Origin of the sequence: Pseudomonas sp. BLCC-B112 (genome assembly GCF_028550695.1) — a bacterium.
Lineage (GTDB): Bacteria > Pseudomonadota > Gammaproteobacteria > Pseudomonadales > Pseudomonadaceae > Aquipseudomonas > Aquipseudomonas danubii.
Genome location: NZ_JAQQGK010000005.1, coordinates 1 through 19,079 on the forward strand (window position 1 = coordinate 1; position 19,079 = coordinate 19,079).

Sequence of the window (19,079 nt, forward strand, 5' to 3'; positions counted from 1 at the left end):
TCTCAAGGAGTTTTCCGTTTCGACTGCGCCGGAAGTGGGGCGAATTATAGACCTGTAGAATCTGCCGTCAACACTTATTTTCATAAATCTGTCATATCGATCAGAAAAGCCCATAAAAGCAAAGGCCGGCCCATCAGGGCCGGCCTTTGTTGTCTCGCTCCTTACGCTTACAAGCTAGGGAAGGCGAACTGCGACGCTTCATGACTGGCACGTTGCGGCCAACGCTGGGTAATAGCCTTGCGGCGGGTATAGAAACGCACGCCATCAGGACCATAAGCATGCAGGTCGCCGAACAGCGAACGCTTCCAGCCACCAAAGCTGTGATAAGCCACTGGCACTGGCAGCGGTACGTTGACGCCCACCATGCCCACTTCAATCTCGTCACAGAACAGACGCGCCGCTTCACCGTCACGGGTAAAGATGCAGGTACCGTTACCATACTCATGGTCGTTGATCAGTTGCATAGCCTCTTCCAGGCTATTGACCCGAACGATGCACAGCACCGGACCAAAGATCTCTTCTTTATAGATGCGCATCTCAGGTGTGACGCGATCGAACAGGCAGCCACCCAGGAAGAAGCCCTCTTCATGACCGGCAACGCTCAGGCCACGGCCATCCACCACCAGTTGCGCACCGGCAGCGACGCCCTCCTCTACATAACCACTGACCTTATCGCGAGCCTGGGCAGTCACCAGCGGCCCCATGTCCAGGCCACAGGAAGTGCCGGCACCAATCTTCAGCGCCTTGATCTGCGGAACCAACTTGGTCACAAGAGCATCCGCCACTTGATCACCCACGCACACAGCTACCGAAATCGCCATGCAACGCTCGCCACAGGAACCATAGGCTGCGCCCATCAAAGCACTGACGGCGTTATCCAGATCGGCATCAGGCATCAGCACCGCATGGTTCTTCGCCCCGCCCAATGCCTGAACCCGCTTGCCGCGCTTGGTGCCTTCGGCATAGATGTACTCGGCAATGGGAGTCGACCCTACAAAACTCAGCGCCTTGACTTCCGGCGCCTCGATCAGCGCATCCACCGCAGCCTTGTCACCATGCACCACGTTCAGCACGCCCTTGGGCAGACCGGCCTCATGCAGCAGCTCGGCAATCAACAGGGTGGAGCTTGGATCGCGTTCGGACGGTTTGAGGATAAAGCAGTTACCGCAAACGATCGCCAGCGGGTACATCCACAGCGGAACCATGGCCGGGAAGTTGAACGGGGTGATACCGGCCACCACGCCCAACGGCTGGAAGTCGGACCAGGCATCGATGTTCGGGCCGACATTACGACTGTATTCGCCCTTGAGGATTTCCGGCGCGGCACAGGCATATTCGACGTTCTCGATACCGCGCTTCAATTCACCAGCCGCGTCCTCCAGCGTCTTGCCGTGTTCTTCACTGATCAGCTGGGCAATGCGAGCCTCGTTCTGCTCCAGCAGTTGTTTGAAGCGAAACATCACCTGGGCGCGCTTGGCCGGTGGCGTATTACGCCAGGCCGGGAACGCGGATTTGGCAGAGTCAATGGCTTGCTGGATGGTTTCACGGCTGGCCAACGGCACTTTATGAATCGCCTTGCCAGTGGAAGGGTTGAATACGTCGCTGCTACGACCGTTGTCGCTGACCAGTTCGCCGTGGATCAGGTGTTGAATCAAACTCATGCGGGGACTCCTGAAAAGGGGGAAGGCGCAGGCACGAAACGCTTCATGCCTGCCTCTATATAAGAAGGATCGAATCAGTCGAGCTTGTTCAGCACTTCGCCAACCGCATCGAACAGACGATCGAGGTCTTGCGGCTTGCTATTGAAGGTTGGGCCAAACTGCAGGGTGTCGCCGCCGAAGCGCACGTAGAAACCTGCTTTCCACAGAGCCATGCCGGCCTCGAACGGACGCACGATCGCATCACCGTCCCTGTGCGCGATCTGGATCGCACCGGCCAGGCCGAAGTTACGGATGTCGATCACGTTCTTCGCGCCCTTGATGCCGTGCAGCGCATTCTCGAAATGCGGAGCAACTTCAGCCACGCTCTGCACCAGGTTTTCCTTCTGCAGCAGATCCAGTGCCGCCAGACCCGCAGCGCACGCCACCGGGTGCGCCGAATAGGTGTAGCCGTGGGGGAATTCCACTGCGTACTCAGGCGTCGCCTGGTTCATGAAGGTCTGATAGATCTCGGAGCTGGCAATCACCGCGCCCATCGGAATGGCGCCGTTGGTGACCTGCTTGGCCACACACATCAGATCCGGGGTTACGCCGAAGCTGTCGGCGCCAAACATCGCACCCGTACGACCGAAGCCTGTGATCACTTCGTCGAACACCAGCAGGATGTTGTGCTGATCACAGATTTCCCGCAGACGCTTGAGATAACCCTGTGGCGGCACCAGTACGCCAGCCGAGCCAGCCATCGGCTCGACGAAGACCGCAGCGATATTGGAAGCATCGTGCAGTTCGATCAGCTTCAGCAGCTCATCGGCCAGGGCAATACCGCCCTGCTCCGGCATGCCACGGGAAAACGCGTTACTGGCCAGCAGAGTGTGCGGCAGGTGGTCCACATCCATCATTGCCTGGCCGAACAGTTTACGGTTGCCGTTGACCCCGCCCAGGCTGGTGCCGGCGATGTTCACACCGTGATAGCCACGGGCACGGCCGATCATCTTGGTCTTGGTCGACTGGCCTTTCAGGCGCCAGTAGGCACGCACCATCTTCACTGCGGTATCAGCGCACTCGGAGCCGGAGTCGGTGAAGAACACGTGGTTCAGGTTGCCCGGAGTCAGGTCGGTGATTTTTTCCGCCAGTTGAAACGACAGCGGGTGACCGTATTGGAAGCCTGGGGAGTAATCCAGGGTGCCCAGTTGCTTGGATACCGCTTCCTGGATCTCTTTGCGCGAGTGACCGGCGCCGCAGGTCCACAGACCGGACAGCGAGTCATAGACCTTGCGGCCCTTGTCATCCACCAGCCAGCTGCCTTCGGCGCCGACGATCAGGCGCGGGTCGCGTTGGAAGTTGCGATTGGCGGTGTAGGGCATCCAGTGAGCGTCAAGCTTGAGCTGACTGGCCAAAGATGGAATCGCGGTTTCCGGCATGTTCATGAGCAAAACCTCGCAAGGCAATGAAGCGGCGTAGGAATAAAAGCGTTGTTGCGACTAAGTTGCCACGGCTATAAAGTCGGTGAAATCCAACTTTAATAACCTTCAGTCTGGCATCCACTAAACTATGAGCAGCCGTCGCGCCGACCCGCTGGCGCAAGTCAGCGACTTTGATATCCGCCTGCTGCGGATCTTTCGCAGCGTTGTAGAATGCGGTGGTTTCTCCGCCGCAGAGACCGTGCTCGGCATTGGCCGCTCGGCCATCAGCCAACAGATGAGTGATCTGGAGCAACGGGTCGGCCTGCGCCTGTGCCAACGCGGACGCGCCGGCTTTTCCCTCACCGAAGAAGGCCGCGAGGTCTATCAGTCGAGCCTGCAACTGCTCAGCGCCCTGGAGAGCTTCCGCACCGAGGTCAACGGCCTGCACCGCCACCTGCGGGGCGAGTTGATCATCGGCCTCACCGACAACCTGGTGACCCTGCCCCACATGCGCATCACCCACGCCCTGGCGCAATTGAAGGAGCGCGGCCCGGACGTGCAGATCCAGATCCGCATGATCGCCCCCAACGAAGTCGAGCAAGGGGTACTCGACGGTCGCCTGCACGTCGGCGTGGTGCCCCAGGCCAGCGCCCTGTCTGGATTGGAGTATCAGCCGCTGTATGACGAACGTTCGTTGCTGTACTGCGCGGTGGGCCATCCCCTGTTCTACGTGGACGACAAGCAACTGGACGATCAGCGTCTCAATGACCAGGACGCCATTGCCCCGACCTTCCGCCTGCCCGCGGAAATCCAGGCCCACTATCAAGCATTGAACTGCACCGCCAGCGCATCCGACCGCGAAGGCATGGCCTTCCTGATCCTCACCGGACGCTATATCGGCTACCTCCCTGACCACTACGCCACCCTCTGGGTGCAGCAGGGCCGGTTGCGCGCGCTTAAGCCCAAGTCGCGCTTCTATGACCTGAGCCTGGCATCGGTCACACGCAAGGGCCGGCGCCCCCACCTGGTGCTGGAAAGCTTCCTGGAGAGCCTGGCGGCGACCCGCTGAAAACCGGCAAAGCCCGCGCAAAGCCCCGTACTCGCAAGGCCGCATCGACAACCAGACAAAATGGCCTGAACACCTGGACCGCTTTTTTGCAAAGACCTCGGCACCTAGAACCTTCAGCCCGAGCTCCACGCCCTGCAGCCAGATGCTTCCCGCAGCCGTGAACTGATCCACGGACTCAACGACCGCCGCCCCCCCTGGCAGCCCTGCTGATGCGCCTGCTGCCGGAAGGTAAAAGCCTGCCAAACGACATAAATCCGGCGCCGGAAAAACACAGCCTGAAGGCCCGCTGAAGCTTTTGTCGCGCCAAGGCTTGTCTGATCAACCTGGGTGCGCTATCAACGCACAGGTTGCACCCACAGACTTGCTCGGAAACCTCCATGACCTTTGAAGTCCCCGCCCACAGCACTCCTCACCCAGGCAAACCCGCCAGCCGCATTCGGCAGAAGAATGAAGAGGCCATCATCCAGGCCGCCGAGGACGAGTTCGCCCGTCACGGCTTCAAAGGCACCAGCATGAACACCATCGCGCAGAAGGCCGGCCTGCCCAAAGCCAACCTGCACTACTACTTCACCAACAAGCTGGGGCTGTACATCGCGGTGCTGAGCAACATCCTCGAACTCTGGGACAGCACCTTCAACACCCTCACCGCCGAGGATGACCCGGCGGAGGCCCTGACCCGCTACATCCGCGCCAAGATGGAATTTTCCCGTCGCCAGCCACAGGCCTCGCGGATCTTCGCCATGGAAATCATCAGTGGCGGCGAATGCCTGAGCGAATACTTCAGCCAGGACTACCGCGCCTGGTTCCAAGGCCGGGCCAATGTGTTCCAGGCCTGGATCGACGCCGGCAAGATGGACCCGGTTGACCCGGTGCACCTGATCTTCCTGCTCTGGGGCAGCACCCAGCACTACGCCGACTTCGCCACCCAGATCTGCCGCGTCACCGGCCGCAGCCGCCTGACCAAGCAAGATTTCGAAGAGGCCGGCACCAACCTGATCCGTATCATCCTCAAAGGCTGTGGCCTGACTCCCGCCCAGAAAGACTGACGCTCATGCCCTTTACCCTGGCCGGCCTTTGCGAGTACCGCGAAGAGATTCGCAAAAGCCGCTTCATCACCTTTGCCGCGCCCATCACCAGCGCGGTCGAGGCCCAAGCCTTCATCCAGCAATACAGTGACCTCAACGCCTCCCACAATTGCTGGGCATGGAAGCTGGCCGATCAGTACCGCAGCAACGACGACGGCGAACCTGGCGGCACCGCCGGACGACCGATCCTCGCGGCCATCGAGGCCCAGGATTGCGATCAGGTAGCCGTGCTGGTGATCCGCTGGTACGGCGGCATCCAGCTGGGCACTGGTGGCCTGGCCCGGGCCTACGGCGGCGGTGCCAACAAATGCCTGCAAGGCGCCGAACGCATCGCCCTGGTCAACCGCATACCGCTGCGCTGCGCCTGCAGTTTCAGCGAGCTGGCCCTGGTCAAGTTGCGGATCGCCGAGCTGGGCGGACTACTGGTCCAGGAAGACTTCACCGCCCATGGCGTGGAGTTGCAACTGGCCCTGGGCGAAGAGCAGATCGATACCCTGCAACAGCAGTTGGCCGACCTCAGCCGCGGACGCATCCTCTTGCAGCGCTGAGCGCACCAACCCGGCCCGAGCACCTTGTGCATAACCCGGCAGAGCCTCCCGCAGTTGCCCACATCTGCTGTGCACCCGACTGTGGATAACCTGAGCACATAGCGCTGTAACCCTTCTGTAACGTGGCTTTGCGGGCTTTGTTCATTTTTTGCCCAAAGTTCCTCCAGTGGACTTTTTTGCAACGTAAAACAGCAAGTTAGAGTGGTTTATCGCGGTTGGAAGGCAAGGCTGCCGGGCTTATGCCCAAGTTCCAGGCTTGCACACAAATACTGTGGAGCAAGCTGTGGATAACCCGTGCAAGGCTGCTCCAGCCGCTGACTGCACAGGGCCTGCAGGCCACTGGTCATTTTTTGCTCAGTTTGCCGCGGACAAAAACAGAGCCCTTTCAAACACTTTGCCCCGAAGTGGTGCCCGGTATCCGCCTCCTCCGACAGTTCAAGGGGCACTCCAGGGCGGCGCCTGAGCTTTCCTGACCTACTGGCCAGGAAATTGCTTTATCCACAGCAACAACTCCAATCCCCTGAGCCCGTCATGCCAAATTCCGCTGTGCCCATCGCACAAACTCCGCGCCTGCAACTGCGCCAGATCAGCAAGCGCTATCCCGGTTGCCTGGCCAACGACGCCATCGACCTGAGCATCGCCCCAGGTGAAATCCAGGCCCTGCTCGGCGAGAACGGCGCCGGCAAAAGCACCTTGATGAAGATCATCTACGGGGTGATCCAGGCCGACTCGGGGGAGTTGATCTGGCAAGGCCAGCGTCAGCTCATCAGCAGCCCGGCCCAGGCTCGCGGCCTGGGAATCGGCATGGTGTTCCAGCATTTCTCATTGTTCGAAACCCTCAGCGTCGCGCAAAACATCGCCCTGGCCATGGGTTCGGCGGCCGGCACGCCGGGCCAGCTGGAAGGCAAGATCCGCGAAGTGTCCCAGCGCTACGGCATGGCCCTGGAACCCCAGCGCCTGGTGCACAGCCTGTCCATCGGCGAGCGCCAGCGAGTGGAGATCGTGCGCTGCCTGATGCAGGACATCCGCCTGTTGATCCTCGACGAACCCACCTCAGTGCTGACCCCGCAAGAGGCCGAAGAACTGTTCATCACCCTGCGCCGGCTGGCGGCCGAGGGCTGCAGCATCCTGTTCATCAGCCACAAGCTCGCCGAAGTCCGCGCGCTGTGCCACAGCGCCACAGTACTGCGGGGCGGCCGGGTGGCCGGCCACTGTCGGCCGGCCGAATGCTCGAACCAGGAACTGGCGCAACTGATGGTGGGTGACACGGCGGCCCTGCTCGCCGACTACCCCAAGGTCAGCGGCGGCGCCGAATTCCTGCAGATCCGCGAGTTGAGCTGGCACAACCCCGATCCCTTCGGCTGCTCCCTCAAGGCCATCGACCTGAGCCTGCGCAGTGGCGAAATCGTCGGCATCGCCGGGGTCGCCGGCAATGGCCAGGACGAACTGCTGGCCCTGCTCAGCGGCGAGCAACGCCTGGCTCCCGGTGAGGCCCAACGCATCTGCCTGGCCGGCCAGGCCGTCGGCCATCTCTACCCCGATGCAAGACGCCGAAAGGGGCTGGCCTTCGTCCCCGCCGAACGCCTGGGGCAAGGTGCCGTGCCGGAACTGAACCTGGAAGACAATGCGCTGCTCAGCGCCTTTCAACAGGGACTGGTCCGCAATGGCCTGATTCAAAGAGCCAAGGTCCGCGCCTTGGCCGAGAAAATCATCCAGCGCTTCGGGGTCAAGACCGGTGATGCCCAGAGCCCGGCCCGCAGCCTGTCCGGCGGCAATCTGCAGAAATTCATCCTCGGCCGCGAGATCCTCCAGCAACCGCGCTTGCTGATCGCCGCGCACCCGACCTGGGGCGTCGACGTGGGTGCCGCTGCCACCATTCACCGGGCACTGATCGCCCTGCGCGATGCCGGCGCGGCGATCCTGGTGATCTCCGAAGACCTGGATGAACTGCTGCAGATCAGCGATCGCATTGCTGCCCTCTGCGGCGGTCGTCTCTCGACGCCCAAAGCCTGCGCCGACACCTCATTGGTCGAAGTCGGCGCCTGGATGGCCGGCCACTTCGAAGCCGTCCCCTACACCCCCGCCCCGGCGGTTTAACGGAGTCGTCCATGCTGCTTTCACTCGAACCTCGCGGCCGCCAGTCGCGCCTGATGCTCTGGTGTTCCCCTCTTCTGGCCGCGCTGCTGACCCTGAGCTGTGGTGCCCTGCTGTTCATGGCCCTGGGGCATGACCCGCTGCTGACCTTGCACACCCTGCTGATCGCCCCGGTCAGCGACCTGTACGGCGTCTCGGAACTGCTGGTCAAGGCGCTGCCGATCCTGCTCTGCGCCCTGGGCCTGGCAGTGGCCTACCGGGCCCGCATCTGGAACATCGGCGCTGAAGGCCAATTGCTGCTCGGGGCCCTGGCCGGCAGTGCCCTGGCGGTCAACCTCATCGAGTTGCAAAGTCGCTGGGCGCTGGTACTGATCCTGCTTGCCGGCACCCTGGCCGGAGCCGCCTGGGCCGGGCTCACCGCCTGGTTGCGCACGCGTTTCAACGCCAACGAAATCCTTACCAGCATCATGCTCAACTACATCGCCCTGAACCTGTTGCTGTATTGCGTACACGGCCCATTGAAGGACCCCGCCGGGTTCAACTTCCCCGAGTCGGCGATGTTCGGCGACGCCAGCCGCTTGCCACAGTTGATGGAAGACGGTCGGGTCCACGCCGGGGTGTATTTCGCCCTGCTGGCCCTGGTGGCAGTCTGGGTACTGCTGCAGAAAAGCTTCGTCGGTTTCCAGATCAAGGTCCTCGGGCTGGACACGCGCGCCGCGGATTTCGTCGGCTTTCGCCAGCAGCGCCTGATCTGGCTGGCGCTATTGATCAGCGGCGCCCTGGCAGGGCTGGCCGGGGTCTGTGAAGTCACCGGCCCCATCGGCCAACTGGTGCCGCAAGTCTCCCCCGGCTACGGCTATGCGGCGATCACCGTGGCCTTTCTTGGACGCTTGAACCCCATCGGCATCCTGTTCTCCAGCCTGCTCATGGCCCTGCTGTACATCGGTGGCGAAAGCGCGCAGATGAGCCTCAACCTGCCCCAGGCCATTACCCAGTTGTTCCAGGGCATGATGCTGTTCTTCCTCCTGGCCTGTGACGTACTGATTCTCTATCGGCCGCGCCTGAACCTGCGCTGGGCACGCCGCGACACGCCCCTCAGCGCAACCGCCGGAGCCCTGTAATGGATATCGATCTGCTGAGCAATATTCTCTACGCCATGGTGCGCTGCGGCACGCCCTTGCTGCTGGTGGCCCTGGGGGAACTGATCTGTGAAAAGAGCGGCGTCCTCAACCTCGGCCAGGAAGGCATGATGCTGTTCGGCGCGGTGATAGGTTTTATCGTCGCCCTCAACAGCGGCCATTTGTGGCTTGGCGTGCTGCTGGCAATGGCGGCGGGAATGCTGCTCTCGGCGCTGTTTGCCCTGGTGGCCCTGGCGTTCAACGCCAATCAGGTGGCTACCGGGCTGGCGTTGACCATCTTCGGGGTCGGCCTGTCGAGTTTTGTCGGTGCGGCCTGGGTCGGCAAGCCACTGGCCGGGTTCGAACCGCTGGCGCTGCCATTGTTCAGCGACATCCCGCTGATCGGCCGCATGCTGTTTGCCCAGGATCTGCTGGTGTACTTGTCTTTCGCGCTGTTCGCCCTGGTGGCCTGGGTGATCCTCAAGAGCCGGGTTGGCCTGATCATCCAGGCCGTCGGCGAAAACCCCGACGCCGCCAGCGCCATGGGCCTGCCGGTGCTGCGGGTGCGCACGCTCGCGGTGCTGTTCGGCGGTGCCATGGCCGGGTTGGCCGGGGCCTACCTGTCCCTGGCCTACACCCCGATGTGGGCCGAGAACATGAGCGCCGGCCGCGGCTGGATTGCCCTGGCCCTGGTGGTGTTCGCCAGTTGGCGCGTGTGGCGACTGTTGCTCGGCGCCTACCTGTTCGGCCTGGCGAGCATCCTGCATCTGGTGGCCCAGGGCCTGGGGCTGGCGATACCCTCCAACCTGCTGGCGATGCTGCCGTATGCCGCCACCATCCTGGTGCTGGTGCTGCTATCGCGCGACGCCTTGCGCACCCGTTTGTACGCACCGGTTTCCCTGGGGCAGCCGTGGCAGGCGGGGCATTAAATGACCGGCGCACGCCCGGCTGGAGCCAGCTTGCCAACGTCGCCTTTGACCGGCAGCAACTGCGCCACGCACCAGGCCAGTTCGAAAACCAGGAACACCGCGATCAATGCCGTGGCGCCGTGCATCAGGGCGTACCCCAGCCAGGTGGCAAACAGGAGGCGCCCCACCGCGTCATAACGACCAAACGCCTGCTGCGGATCACGAATCCGCAGCACCGACCATACGCAGACAATCGACCCCATGAGGTTGGCCATCAGCAGGTGCATCGGCTCGAACGGAGGCAGGCTACCGGGCAGATTGAAGGCCTGGACCGCGCCCTGCAGCAACTCGTGCAGGGCCATGAAACTCCAGGGGGTGACAAAGGCCAGCGTCACCAGCAAGTCGTACCAGCCGCTGGCGCGGACCAATTTTCGGTAGTGTTCGGTCGTCCACATAGGAAGTGCTCCATCAACTCAAGGAGCGCGCAGGCTAAAGCCTGGAGTATGCTCAAGGGTCAAGCCCTTTCGAGCCCCATGCATGTGCATCGGAGAACTGGGCCAGTTGCGCCACGAGCTGCAACTGCGGCTGGGACAAGCCTGTCCATTGAATCCGTGATCCTCATTTATCAAGGAACCTCATCATGTCCACGGCAAAAACCGCACTGATCATCGGCGCCTCCCGGGGCCTTGGCCTCGGCCTGGTACAACGCCTGCTGGAAGACGGCTGGCAAGTCACCGCCACCGTGCGCAACCCGCACAAGGCCGAGGCCCTGCAGGCCCTGGGCAAGGTGCAGATCGAACAACTGGACATGGACGATCAGCAAGCGGTGATCGCCCTGAGCCAGAAACTCAAGGACCAGGTGTTCGACCTGCTGTTCGTCAATGCCGGGGTCAAGGGCCCGGACAACCAACTGCCGGGCCACGCGACCCTGGCCGAAGTCGGCCAGCTGTTCTTCACCAACGCGGTGGCGCCGATCAACCTGGCCCAGCGCTTTGTCGGGCAGATCCGCAAGGACAGCGGCGTGCTGGCGTTCATGAGTTCGGTGCTAGGCAGCGTGACCATGCCGGACGCTCCGGAGCTGGCGCTGTACAAGGCCAGCAAGGCGGCGCTGAATTCCATGACCAACAGTTTCGTGACTCAGTTGCAACAGAAGCTGACCGTGCTCTCGCTGCACCCGGGCTGGGTAAAGACCGACATGGGCGGCGAAGGCGCCGACATCGACGTGCAAACCAGCACCCGTGGGCTGATCGCCCAGATCAACGCCTACACCGGCAAGGGCGGCCATCACTTCGTCAACTACAAGGGCGAAACCATCCCCTGGTAAGCCCGCAACCTCTGTAACCGATGCCCCTGGCAGCGCTTGCACAGCGCGGCCAAGGCTCTGCAACGGGGGGCAAACCGCAAGTTTTGTCCCCCGGCAAATCTTTCGCTAGACTGCGCACCTCGCCCCTTGCGGCGACCCTGGATCAGCAGACAGGGCAACACTGAGCTGGCTAACCTGAACCCACTTTCAGAGGAGCCGGCCACCATGCCTGCGACCCGTACCTGGTTAAAAAATCCCCTGGCCATCTTCACCGGCAATGCCCTCGACGCCCGTGGCGGCCTGGTCGTGCAAGACGGTCTGATCGTCGAAGTCCTGGGCCTGGGCCAACAGCCTGCGAGCCCTTGCCAACAGGTCTTCGATGCCCGCGAGCACGTGTTGCTGCCGGGCCTGATCAACACCCACCATCACTTCTACCAAACCCTGACCCGGGCCTGGGCGCCGGTGGTCAACCAGCCGCTGTTCCCCTGGCTCAAGACCCTGTACCCGGTCTGGGCGCGGCTGACCCCGGAAAAACTCGCCCTGGCCACCAAAGTGGCGCTGGCCGAACTGCTGCTTTCCGGTTGCACCACCGCCGCCGACCATCACTACCTGTTCCCGGACGGTCTGGAAAACGCCATCGACGTACAAGTCGAAAGCGTGCGTGAACTGGGCATGCGCGCCATGCTCACCCGCGGTTCCATGAGCCTTGGCGAAAAGGACGGCGGCCTGCCACCGCAACAGACCGTGCAGGAAGGCCAGGTGATTCTCGACGACAGTCAGCGCCTGATTCACCAGTACCACGAGCGTGGCGACGGCGCGCAAATCCAGATTGCCCTGGCGCCGTGCTCGCCGTTCTCGGTGACCCCGGAAATCATGTCGGCCAGCGCCGAACTGGCCAACGGACTCGATGTGCGCCTGCACACTCACCTCGCCGAGACCCTCGACGAAGAAGACTTCTGCCTGCAGCGCTTCGGCCTGCGCACCGTGGATTACCTGGACAGCGTCGGCTGGCTCGGTCCGCGTACCTGGCTGGCCCACGGCATCCACTTCAACCCGGATGAAATCGCCCGCCTGGGCGCTGCCGGCACCGGCATCTGCCATTGTCCGAGTTCGAACATGCGCCTGGCCTCCGGCATCTGCCCCAGTATCGAACTGACCGATGCGGGGGCGCCGCTTGGCTTGGGCGTGGATGGCTCGGCATCCAATGATGCCTCGAACATGATCCTCGAAGCCCGTCAGGCGCTGTACATCCAGCGTCTGCGCTACGGCGCCGAGAAGATCACCCCGGAGCGGGTATTGGGCTGGGCGACCCAGGGTTCGGCAAGCCTGTTGGGCCGCACCGACATCGGCGAACTGGCGGTGGGCAAGCAGGCGGACCTGGCGTTGTTCAAGCTTGATGAGCTGCGTTTCTCGGGTAGCCATGATCCGGTTTCGGCGCTGCTGTTGTGCGGCGCGGATCGAGCGGACCGGGTCATGATTGGTGGCAAGTGGCGGGTGATTGATGGCCAGGTCGAAGGGCTGGACCTGAAAAACCTGATCGCCGATCACAGCCAGGCGGCCCGGCAGTTGATCGCTGGTAGCTGATCGTTGAGTCCAACGGCGAGGGACCCGATCCCTCGCCTGCGCCTTAAGCGGAATCGGATCGAGGAAACATGTTAGTTTCCGCCCTCGAACGAACCGCTATAGGGACATTACGTGAAACAAAAGTACGGACTGGCGCTCTGCGTCGCGCTGCTGATTTCAGGCTGCGAGAAACAGGAGGTTGCTGGCCCGCCCAGCAAAGTGCTGTCCCCTGAAAAAGTGGCAGAAATTGCTTCGACCATCAGCCGCAAATACCCGAATCTGTCCCCACAAAACCGCGAGGCCGTACTCAACACAGTGATCCGCTCGCTGGACAACATGGTGTTGATTGAAGGGGGCGAATTCCAGATGGGCGATTTCGGTTGGCCCCATGGCTTCGACCCACTTGCCTTGTGCCAATGGCCCTGCGGCGTGGACCCGGCAAAAATGGAGCGGATCAGTCTCGACGTCGATGACGATTTCGTTCACCCGGTCAAATTGAGCAGCTATTACCTGTCCTCGCTGCAAACCACCTTGGGCGATTTCGATCTGTTCTTCCTGGCCCAAGGCAAGCCGCCATTCGACGCTGAACTTCGTAAACGCGAAGACATGAAGCACCTCTACCTTGAAAACCTGCCCGCCCCGGCCTCTCGATCATGGCAAGAGGCCAAGGATTACTGTGGCTGGCTGGCAGACCTCAGCGGCTATCGCGTCGATCTGCCGACCGAGGCGCAATGGGAATATGCGGCGCGCAACCGCGGCCAGCCGGTGATGTTCGCCACCGACAACGGCAATCTGGATTACGGCCGCAACTTCCCGGCCCCTGACGACAACGAAACCTTTGCCGTGGACAGGTTTGTGCCCAATCCGCTGGGCCTCTACAACCTCACCGGCAACGCCAGTGAATGGGTCAACGATTGGTACGATAAACACTACTATCGCGAGTCTCCCGTGGAGAACCCGCAAGGGCCTGAAACAGGCATATATCGGGCGCAACGCGGCGCCAACAACAAGTTTGCCAACGACCCGACCTTTTCTCCTTCGGCCAGCACCGTGCGCCGTTGGCGTTGGGGGGCACTGGCGGCCTGGAATGCCCCCGGTGTCAGCTTTCGCTGCGCCATCCAGTCAGCTCAGCCGCTTTAAAGGCCCAGCAGCGACAGCATGATGAAGGTGGCAAACAGGACGAAGTGAGTCATGCCTTCTATGGCATTGGTTTCACCGTCGTTGAGGTTGATCGCGCAGACGATCAGGGTGATCAACACCATGAGGGGCTGCACCGGAGTCAAGACTCAGATCCATTGCCCCCCGTTTCTTTGGTAATGGGTGTCGCAAGAACTGCAGGCAGGTAATAGGTCGAACGCCAAGCAAGAATCTGTGCGACGCCTGAAGCCAACACCCGCCTGAGTCGATTGATAGGTGGCTGGTTGCTTTCTGGGGTTTTCAGTGGCGACAGACTCTGTTTTTTCAGATGCTAGCGGCTCAGTTGTGCATTAAGCACGTAGGGGCAGGCTCCAAATCACGAACTCGCTCTAGCAAATGCGGAAGTATGTGTCCGGCATCAGGCCCCACGCCCCGTAGGGTTGCAGAAGCGAAGTTGCGTTGTTTGGGCAAGCCTACAAAGTACAAGCCTGGGACATGAACGGCTCGCCCGTCGCGTTGCACCACTCGTCCCTCGTCCATTACTGGAAGGCCTTGAAGAAATGGCAGGTTCGGACGAAAGCCGGTGGCAAAAATGAGGCTATCAACGGTTTCATGCTGACCGTCGGCCCAAATAACACCTGTTGAAGTGACGTGGGCGAACATGGCTGCTTGATTGAAGTATCCGGACTTCAGAGCCTTTCTGTACGTGCCGTCGTCCAGTACAGGCGTACTTTGATCGTTTAGCCACTTAGTTTTCTCTAGCCCTGTCCATTTCAGCCAGGTGTGAAAATCTGCTCCTAATATCCGTTGTGGCGCAAATCTAATCGCCTCTCGCGTAGCCAAGGTCACTGTTGCGACTTTGGATAAATCGTAGGCGATTTGTACAGCGGAGTTCGCAGCGCCCACTACGACGATGCGTTGCCCGCTAAATGCTTCTGCATTTCGATAATGAGCACTGTGAAGTTGAGTGCCGCTGAAGTTTTTGAGCCCTGGGATATCGGGTACGTAGGGAAGGCTGAAGGCTCCTGAGGCAACGACCACCGCTCTCGCCCAAAAGCATTGTCCGCTTGCGGTAGTAATCCGAAATCCTTGGTCTTCCTGATCTACGTTCGCAACTCTGATCCCCTGGAGAATAGGTAACCGGAAGAAGTCGGCATACCGTTTCAGGTAACCCACTACTTCATCCCGAGTAGGGTAGTGACCTGCTGCTCCAGGGAAAGGAAGCCCTGGGAGAGAGGAATATGCTGCTGGCGAGAACAACTCAAGACTGTCGTAGTAATTGCGCCAGTTTCCCCCAGGCTGCGGCTGCTCATCAAAAATACGAAAATTGAGGCCATGCTGTTTCAGGTGCCAACCGCTAGCCAGCCCTGCTTGACCAGCACCAATGACAACAACATCCAACGTCTGATTTTTTACGTTCATATATGCACACTCATGCACGTATTAAGACAACAAAACTCAGTCCAACCTGCCTGGACAGCACAGTGGAGCGATTTTTTTGGTGTGGAGAAGGATGACCTCTAGACGCTGGATAATGGCTGGGCCGTCCACTTCATAGAACACCTGGCGCCCTACCTTAGTGGCTCGAACAATCCCCGCTTCTAGCAGCACCTGAAGATGGCGAGATACAACCGAACGCTCTTGGGGCAACTCAGCCGCAATTTCTGTGATATCAGCGCGGGCAAGCAGCATTACGCGCTTCAGCACAGCGATTCGCGGTGGCTCACACAAGGCCTTGAAAAATGCGCCATCCAGCGATTCGATGGCGGCCTCGATGGCCTGGTTTCGGGTCAGTGATGTGGTCATGCAGGAACTATATGTGCATGTACGCGCACATGTAAAGAACAGATCAACAATGAGCACTGCCCGCCAGAACATCAGAAAACCGTGCCTATCTGCTAACCAGTGTTTCCTCAGTCAAGATGCCAAACGTCTCAGTGAGACGGTCAGCCAACCTTCTTCTGCCACTCTATTGGGCTGGCAGACTATCAATCATTGTCAACTGGCAACGCCTTGCACATGTAGCACGCCGAACGAGGGCAAAGCCCCTTGAATTGCTCCGTCTGAGAAATCAGAGAAGGCGCTGAGCCTCGTTGATTTACTGCATAGCCCTGCTGCTCAAAAAAGCCTGATGCCGTTGTTGTCAGCAAATGCAATCGAGTGATTCCCTGCTCGGCAGCTATTGCTTCAATGACCCGAAGCACCGCGGCACCGACCCCTTTCGATCTGTATGCCGGCTCTACAACCAGGGATCGCAGTAACCCGTCTGTGCCATACGTTTCGAATCCTCCCCATCCGACAGTTGTGCCATCCCGTGTGAACTCGAAAAAAGTTCGGCCCGGAAGATCAATATCTTCTGATGGAAGGTCAGCAGACCTCAGTGCATCTCGAAACCGCTGCCATTGCCCGCCGGCTATTTCCGTTGCCTGGATCATCATCTCCCACTCCATCCTTCCATCTCCTTTGTACCGCGTTGCATGGGCTGTTAAGGCTCAAGTCGAAGCAGCCGTCATTACATTCGCTTTACCGAATATTCGCCAAAGCGTATATTCGATTTTCCATATGCATCGAGTTCAAACATGAGTCCTTCTATCAAAGTGCTTTTCGTGTGCGTAGCCAATTCCGCCCGCTCCCAGCTTGCAGAGGCTTTGCTGCGGCATACCGATCCACGCCTTGAGGCCTTCAGCGCGGGATCCGAACCGTCTGAGGTTGATCCGCGCACGATTAAGGCATTGGAGGCAGTAGGAGTCGATGCAAAGGGCCTGCGTAGTAAGTCCATCAGCGAGTTTCAAGCTGATCGATTCGATTACGTAATCACTCTTTGTGATAAATCCGCAAGCGAGTGCCTACCAATGCCCAGTGCAGGTGAAGTCATTGCCTGGGACTTTCCTGACCCCGTGACTAGCGATGATCCTGGCGCATTTCGCCATACGCTCCACGACATCCACGAGCGCATCAAGCTCTTCGTTTTGGTCAAGACCAAACACCAGGAGGATCTATGACAGAACCGATGACCCCCACCACCCTATTCAAGTGCCTGGCAGATGACACCCGAGCAAAAATTTCGCTGCTTGTCGTGAGTGAAGGTGAGCTGTGTGTTTGCGAGCTAACGGCAGCACTCGACCTGAGTCAGCCAAAGATTTCTCGTCATTTGGCACTGCTGCGCTCTGCCGGTTTGCTGTTGGATCGTCGCCAAGGCCAATGGGTGTACTACCGACTGAATCCTGATTTGCCCACGTGGGTGACTGCGGTTTTGAAGGAAGTGGTAGACGCCAATCAGCAATGGCTGGAAACCGAAGCTCAGCGCCTCTGCGGCATGAACGACCGCCCGATCAACCAAGCCGTGTGTAGCTGATTCACGCCCAACCGGATTAATGAAATGCTGATTGCCGTATTGATCTTTATCGCCACCATCGTCCTGGTCATCTGGCAACCCAAGGGGCTTGGGGTAGGCTGGAGTGCGATGCTGGGTGCCATCGTGGCGCTGCTGGCAGGCGTCGTTACTCTTGCCGACATACCAGAGGTCTGGAACATCGTCTGGAACGCTACCGGGACGTTCATCGCGGTCATCATCATTAGTTTGCTGCTTGATGAAGCTGGTTTTTTCAAGTGGGCTGCGCTGCATGTGGCCCGATGGGGAGGCGGGAGCACTCGCAAGCTGTTCGCATTTATCGTACTGCTGGGCGCGGCGGTGTCGGCTCTGTTCGCCAATGATGGAGCTGCGCTGATCCTCACACCCATCGTGATCGCGATGTTGCTGGCGTTGCGTTTTTCTCCCGCCGCCACCCTGGCATTCGTCATGGCTGCCGGTTTTATCGCCGATACGGCGAGCTTGCCACTGGTGGTTTCCAACCTGGTCAATATCGTTTCTGCCGACTTCTTCGATATCGGTTTCAACGAATATGCTTCGATCATGGTGCCGGTAAACATCGTCAGCGTGGCGGCGACATTGGCCATGCTGCTGTGGTTCTTTCGCAGGGATCTTCCCAAGACCTATGACCTCAATCAACTGGGTAGCCCGAGTGAAGCGATCATTGACCGTGCCACCTTCATAGCCGGTTGGTGGGTGTTGGCACTGCTATTGATCGGCTTCTTTGTTATAGAGCCATTGGGGGTGCCAATCAGTGCTATCGCGGCGGTTTGTGCATTGGTCCTCTATATCATCGCGGCTCGTGGCCATGCCATTGACACTGGCAAGGTGCTCAAGGGCGCTCCCTGGCAAGTGGTGATTTTTTCTTTGGGTATGTATCTGGTCGTCTATGGCCTGAAGAACGCAGGCCTGACGGACAACATCGCACAGATCCTCAACGTCTTCGCCGGGTACGGCATCTGGGGTGCCTCGCTTGGAACCGGCCTGCTGACGGCATTTTTGTCTTCCATCATGAACAACATGCCGACCGTCCTGGTCGGTGCCTTGTCGATTCATGCCGCCGAAGTCGATGGCGTCGTCCAGCAAGCCATGGTGTACGCCAATATCATCGGCTGCGACTTGGGGCCGAAGATCACTCCAATTGGGAGCCTGGCCACGCTGTTGTGGCTTCACGTACTGGCTAAGAAGGACATCAAGATCAGCTGGAGTTACTACTTCAAGACAGGGATCGTGCTGACCTTGCCCATCCTTGTCGCCACCCTGTGCGCCCTCGCATTACGCCTGAGTTTCTGAATCAAGGAATCTTCCAATGAAAGTCTTGTTCATGTGCACCCACAACAGCTGCCGCAGCATTCTTTCTGAGGCGCTGTTCAATCATTTGGCGCCTGAAGGCGTAGAAGCGGTCAGCTCCGGCAGCTTTCCCAGTGGTCGAGTGAATCAGCGAGCACTGCAAACTCTGGAGGCCGCTGGTATTTCCACAGCGGGCTTGAGCAGTAAGGCTTCGGATGCTTTTGAAGGCTCACCTCCCGACATCGTTGTTACGGTCTGTGATCGGGCTGCGGGTGAAGCATGCCCGATCTTTTTTGGGCCCGCCCTGAAGGCGCATTGGGGTTTGGCAGATCCGTCCGAAGCCACCGGATCAGAAACCGAGATTACGGCTGCCTTTGAAAACACCCTCGCCAAAATTCGCGAACGCGTGAGCGCGTTTCTTGAGTTGCCACTCAAGACCATGAGCGCTGACCAGCTCAAAGCTGAACTGAACCGTATCGGTTCGCTTTGAAGATTAAACGAGGCTGTGCGCTACCTTGCGCCGCCGTGTAGGA

19 protein-coding genes and 1 pseudogene are annotated in these 19,079 nt (G+C 59.9%); 13 read left to right on the plus strand and 7 right to left on the minus strand.

Going from position 1 to position 19,079, the window contains the following annotated elements; all coding sequences use genetic code 11:
* Positions 1–167: 167 nt before the first annotated feature.
* Complete coding sequence (locus PQT43_RS13875; RefSeq protein ID WP_102863050.1) at positions 168–1,661, minus strand: CoA-acylating methylmalonate-semialdehyde dehydrogenase; 1,494 nt, start codon at positions 1,659–1,661, stop codon at positions 168–170.
* A gap of 74 nt (positions 1,662–1,735) precedes the next feature.
* Entirely contained in the window at positions 1,736–3,085 is a 1,350-nt protein-coding gene (locus tag PQT43_RS13880) for an aspartate aminotransferase family protein (protein ID WP_102881904.1), read from the minus strand.
* 124 nt (positions 3,086–3,209) lie between these two features.
* Between PQT43_RS13880 and PQT43_RS13885 the strand changes: the two genes are divergently transcribed.
* From PQT43_RS13885 to PQT43_RS13910, 6 genes are all read left to right on the plus strand, one after another.
* A complete protein-coding gene (locus PQT43_RS13885) occupies positions 3,210–4,130 on the plus strand; it encodes a LysR family transcriptional regulator (RefSeq protein WP_102863048.1) in 921 nt (306 codons plus the stop codon).
* A 377-nt stretch (positions 4,131–4,507) separates the two neighbouring features.
* The gene (locus tag PQT43_RS13890) at positions 4,508–5,176 is read left to right on the plus strand and encodes a TetR/AcrR family transcriptional regulator (RefSeq protein ID WP_102863047.1); all 669 of its coding nucleotides are present in this window, start codon (positions 4,508–4,510) and stop codon (positions 5,174–5,176) included.
* 5 nt (positions 5,177–5,181) lie between these two features.
* Positions 5,182–5,763 carry an IMPACT family protein gene (locus PQT43_RS13895; protein WP_102881906.1) on the plus strand — a complete coding sequence of 194 codons (582 nt, stop codon included), beginning with the start codon at positions 5,182–5,184 and terminating at the stop codon, positions 5,761–5,763.
* Between the two features lie 531 nt (positions 5,764–6,294).
* Positions 6,295–7,860: an ABC transporter ATP-binding protein gene (locus PQT43_RS13900; protein ID WP_272754151.1), complete on the plus strand. Its 1,566-nt coding sequence runs from the start codon at positions 6,295–6,297 to the stop codon at positions 7,858–7,860.
* An 11-nt stretch (positions 7,861–7,871) separates the two neighbouring features.
* The gene (locus PQT43_RS13905) at positions 7,872–8,978 is read left to right on the plus strand and encodes an ABC transporter permease (protein ID WP_267269334.1); all 1,107 of its coding nucleotides are present in this window, start codon (positions 7,872–7,874) and stop codon (positions 8,976–8,978) included.
* The gene (locus tag PQT43_RS13910) at positions 8,978–9,904 is read left to right on the plus strand and encodes an ABC transporter permease (RefSeq protein ID WP_267269333.1); all 927 of its coding nucleotides are present in this window, start codon (positions 8,978–8,980) and stop codon (positions 9,902–9,904) included. The genes PQT43_RS13905 and PQT43_RS13910 overlap by 1 nt, the downstream gene beginning before the upstream one ends.
* Here the strand turns inward: PQT43_RS13910 and PQT43_RS13915 are convergent.
* Positions 9,901–10,338 (minus strand): hypothetical protein, encoded by a 438-nt coding sequence (locus PQT43_RS13915; protein ID WP_110595509.1) that lies wholly within the window; start codon positions 10,336–10,338, stop codon positions 9,901–9,903. The genes PQT43_RS13910 and PQT43_RS13915 overlap by 4 nt on opposite strands.
* Positions 10,339–10,523: 185 nt before the next feature.
* Between PQT43_RS13915 and PQT43_RS13920 the strand changes: the two genes are divergently transcribed.
* The 3 genes from PQT43_RS13920 (at position 10,524) to PQT43_RS13930 (ending at position 13,889) form a co-directional block, all read left to right on the plus strand.
* Positions 10,524–11,207, plus strand: coding sequence for an SDR family oxidoreductase (locus PQT43_RS13920; protein ID WP_102863041.1), 684 nt, complete (start codon positions 10,524–10,526; stop codon positions 11,205–11,207).
* Between the two features lie 204 nt (positions 11,208–11,411).
* The gene (locus PQT43_RS13925) at positions 11,412–12,770 is read left to right on the plus strand and encodes an 8-oxoguanine deaminase (protein ID WP_253084190.1); all 1,359 of its coding nucleotides are present in this window, start codon (positions 11,412–11,414) and stop codon (positions 12,768–12,770) included.
* 111 nt (positions 12,771–12,881) lie between these two features.
* Positions 12,882–13,889: a formylglycine-generating enzyme family protein gene (locus PQT43_RS13930; protein WP_253084191.1), complete on the plus strand. Its 1,008-nt coding sequence runs from the start codon at positions 12,882–12,884 to the stop codon at positions 13,887–13,889.
* Here the strand turns inward: PQT43_RS13930 and PQT43_RS13935 are convergent.
* From PQT43_RS13935 to arsN2, 4 genes and pseudogenes are all read right to left on the minus strand, one after another.
* A pseudogene (locus tag PQT43_RS13935) lies at positions 13,886–14,032 on the minus strand (calcium:proton antiporter); the annotation flags it as partial. The gene PQT43_RS13930 and the pseudogene PQT43_RS13935 overlap by 4 nt on opposite strands.
* A 193-nt stretch (positions 14,033–14,225) precedes the next feature.
* Positions 14,226–15,308 (minus strand): flavin-containing monooxygenase, encoded by a 1,083-nt coding sequence (locus tag PQT43_RS13945; protein WP_272754152.1) that lies wholly within the window; start codon positions 15,306–15,308, stop codon positions 14,226–14,228.
* A gap of 36 nt (positions 15,309–15,344) precedes the next feature.
* Positions 15,345–15,692, minus strand: a complete 348-nt coding sequence (locus tag PQT43_RS13950; RefSeq protein ID WP_272754153.1) for an ArsR/SmtB family transcription factor — start codon at positions 15,690–15,692, stop codon at positions 15,345–15,347.
* Positions 15,693–15,874: 182 nt separating this feature from the next.
* On the minus strand, positions 15,875–16,336 hold the full coding sequence (gene arsN2 / locus PQT43_RS13955; RefSeq protein ID WP_272754154.1) for an arsenic resistance N-acetyltransferase ArsN2: 462 nt from the start codon (positions 16,334–16,336) through the stop codon (positions 15,875–15,877).
* A gap of 129 nt (positions 16,337–16,465) precedes the next feature.
* Here arsN2 and PQT43_RS13960 point away from each other — a divergent pair, with 129 nt between their 5' ends.
* The 4 genes from PQT43_RS13960 to PQT43_RS13975 are packed head-to-tail and all read left to right on the plus strand — an operon-like array spanning position 16,466 to position 19,036.
* Positions 16,466–16,888 (plus strand): arsenate reductase ArsC, encoded by a 423-nt coding sequence (locus PQT43_RS13960; RefSeq protein WP_272754155.1) that lies wholly within the window; start codon positions 16,466–16,468, stop codon positions 16,886–16,888.
* Positions 16,885–17,241: a metalloregulator ArsR/SmtB family transcription factor gene (locus PQT43_RS13965; RefSeq protein ID WP_272754156.1), complete on the plus strand. Its 357-nt coding sequence runs from the start codon at positions 16,885–16,887 to the stop codon at positions 17,239–17,241. Before PQT43_RS13960 ends, PQT43_RS13965 begins: the two co-directional genes overlap by 4 nt.
* 24 nt (positions 17,242–17,265) lie before the next feature.
* Entirely contained in the window at positions 17,266–18,549 is a 1,284-nt protein-coding gene (locus PQT43_RS13970) for an arsenic transporter (RefSeq protein ID WP_272754157.1), read from the plus strand.
* Between the two features lie 16 nt (positions 18,550–18,565).
* Entirely contained in the window at positions 18,566–19,036 is a 471-nt protein-coding gene (locus PQT43_RS13975) for an arsenate reductase ArsC (RefSeq protein ID WP_272754158.1), read from the plus strand.
* Positions 19,037–19,079 lie beyond the last annotated feature (43 nt).

Excerpts from the sequence above, each read along its gene's own strand:
- PQT43_RS13960 (WP_272754155.1), top strand. The coding sequence starts at position 16,466 with ATGAGTCCTTCTATCAAAGTGCTTTTCGTGTGCGTAGCCAATTCCGCC.
- PQT43_RS13875 (WP_102863050.1), bottom strand. The coding sequence starts at position 1,661 with ATGAGTTTGATTCAACACCTGATCCACGGCGAACTGGTCAGCGACAAC.
- PQT43_RS13975 (WP_272754158.1), top strand. The coding sequence starts at position 18,566 with ATGAAAGTCTTGTTCATGTGCACCCACAACAGCTGCCGCAGCATTCTT.
- PQT43_RS13900 (WP_272754151.1), top strand. The coding sequence starts at position 6,295 with ATGCCAAATTCCGCTGTGCCCATCGCACAAACTCCGCGCCTGCAACTG.
- PQT43_RS13885 (WP_102863048.1), top strand. The coding sequence starts at position 3,210 with ATGAGCAGCCGTCGCGCCGACCCGCTGGCGCAAGTCAGCGACTTTGAT.
- arsN2 (WP_272754154.1), bottom strand. The coding sequence starts at position 16,336 with ATGGAGTGGGAGATGATGATCCAGGCAACGGAAATAGCCGGCGGGCAA.
- PQT43_RS13890 (WP_102863047.1), top strand. The coding sequence starts at position 4,508 with ATGACCTTTGAAGTCCCCGCCCACAGCACTCCTCACCCAGGCAAACCC.
- PQT43_RS13965 (WP_272754156.1), top strand. The coding sequence starts at position 16,885 with ATGACAGAACCGATGACCCCCACCACCCTATTCAAGTGCCTGGCAGAT.
- PQT43_RS13910 (WP_267269333.1), top strand. The coding sequence starts at position 8,978 with ATGGATATCGATCTGCTGAGCAATATTCTCTACGCCATGGTGCGCTGC.
- PQT43_RS13905 (WP_267269334.1), top strand. The coding sequence starts at position 7,872 with ATGCTGCTTTCACTCGAACCTCGCGGCCGCCAGTCGCGCCTGATGCTC.
- PQT43_RS13915 (WP_110595509.1), bottom strand. The coding sequence starts at position 10,338 with ATGTGGACGACCGAACACTACCGAAAATTGGTCCGCGCCAGCGGCTGG.
- PQT43_RS13920 (WP_102863041.1), top strand. The coding sequence starts at position 10,524 with ATGTCCACGGCAAAAACCGCACTGATCATCGGCGCCTCCCGGGGCCTT.
- PQT43_RS13970 (WP_272754157.1), top strand. The coding sequence starts at position 17,266 with ATGCTGATTGCCGTATTGATCTTTATCGCCACCATCGTCCTGGTCATC.
- PQT43_RS13880 (WP_102881904.1), bottom strand. The coding sequence starts at position 3,085 with ATGAACATGCCGGAAACCGCGATTCCATCTTTGGCCAGTCAGCTCAAG.
- PQT43_RS13945 (WP_272754152.1), bottom strand. The coding sequence starts at position 15,308 with ATGAACGTAAAAAATCAGACGTTGGATGTTGTTGTCATTGGTGCTGGT.
- PQT43_RS13925 (WP_253084190.1), top strand. The coding sequence starts at position 11,412 with ATGCCTGCGACCCGTACCTGGTTAAAAAATCCCCTGGCCATCTTCACC.
- PQT43_RS13950 (WP_272754153.1), bottom strand. The coding sequence starts at position 15,692 with ATGACCACATCACTGACCCGAAACCAGGCCATCGAGGCCGCCATCGAA.
- PQT43_RS13895 (WP_102881906.1), top strand. The coding sequence starts at position 5,182 with ATGCCCTTTACCCTGGCCGGCCTTTGCGAGTACCGCGAAGAGATTCGC.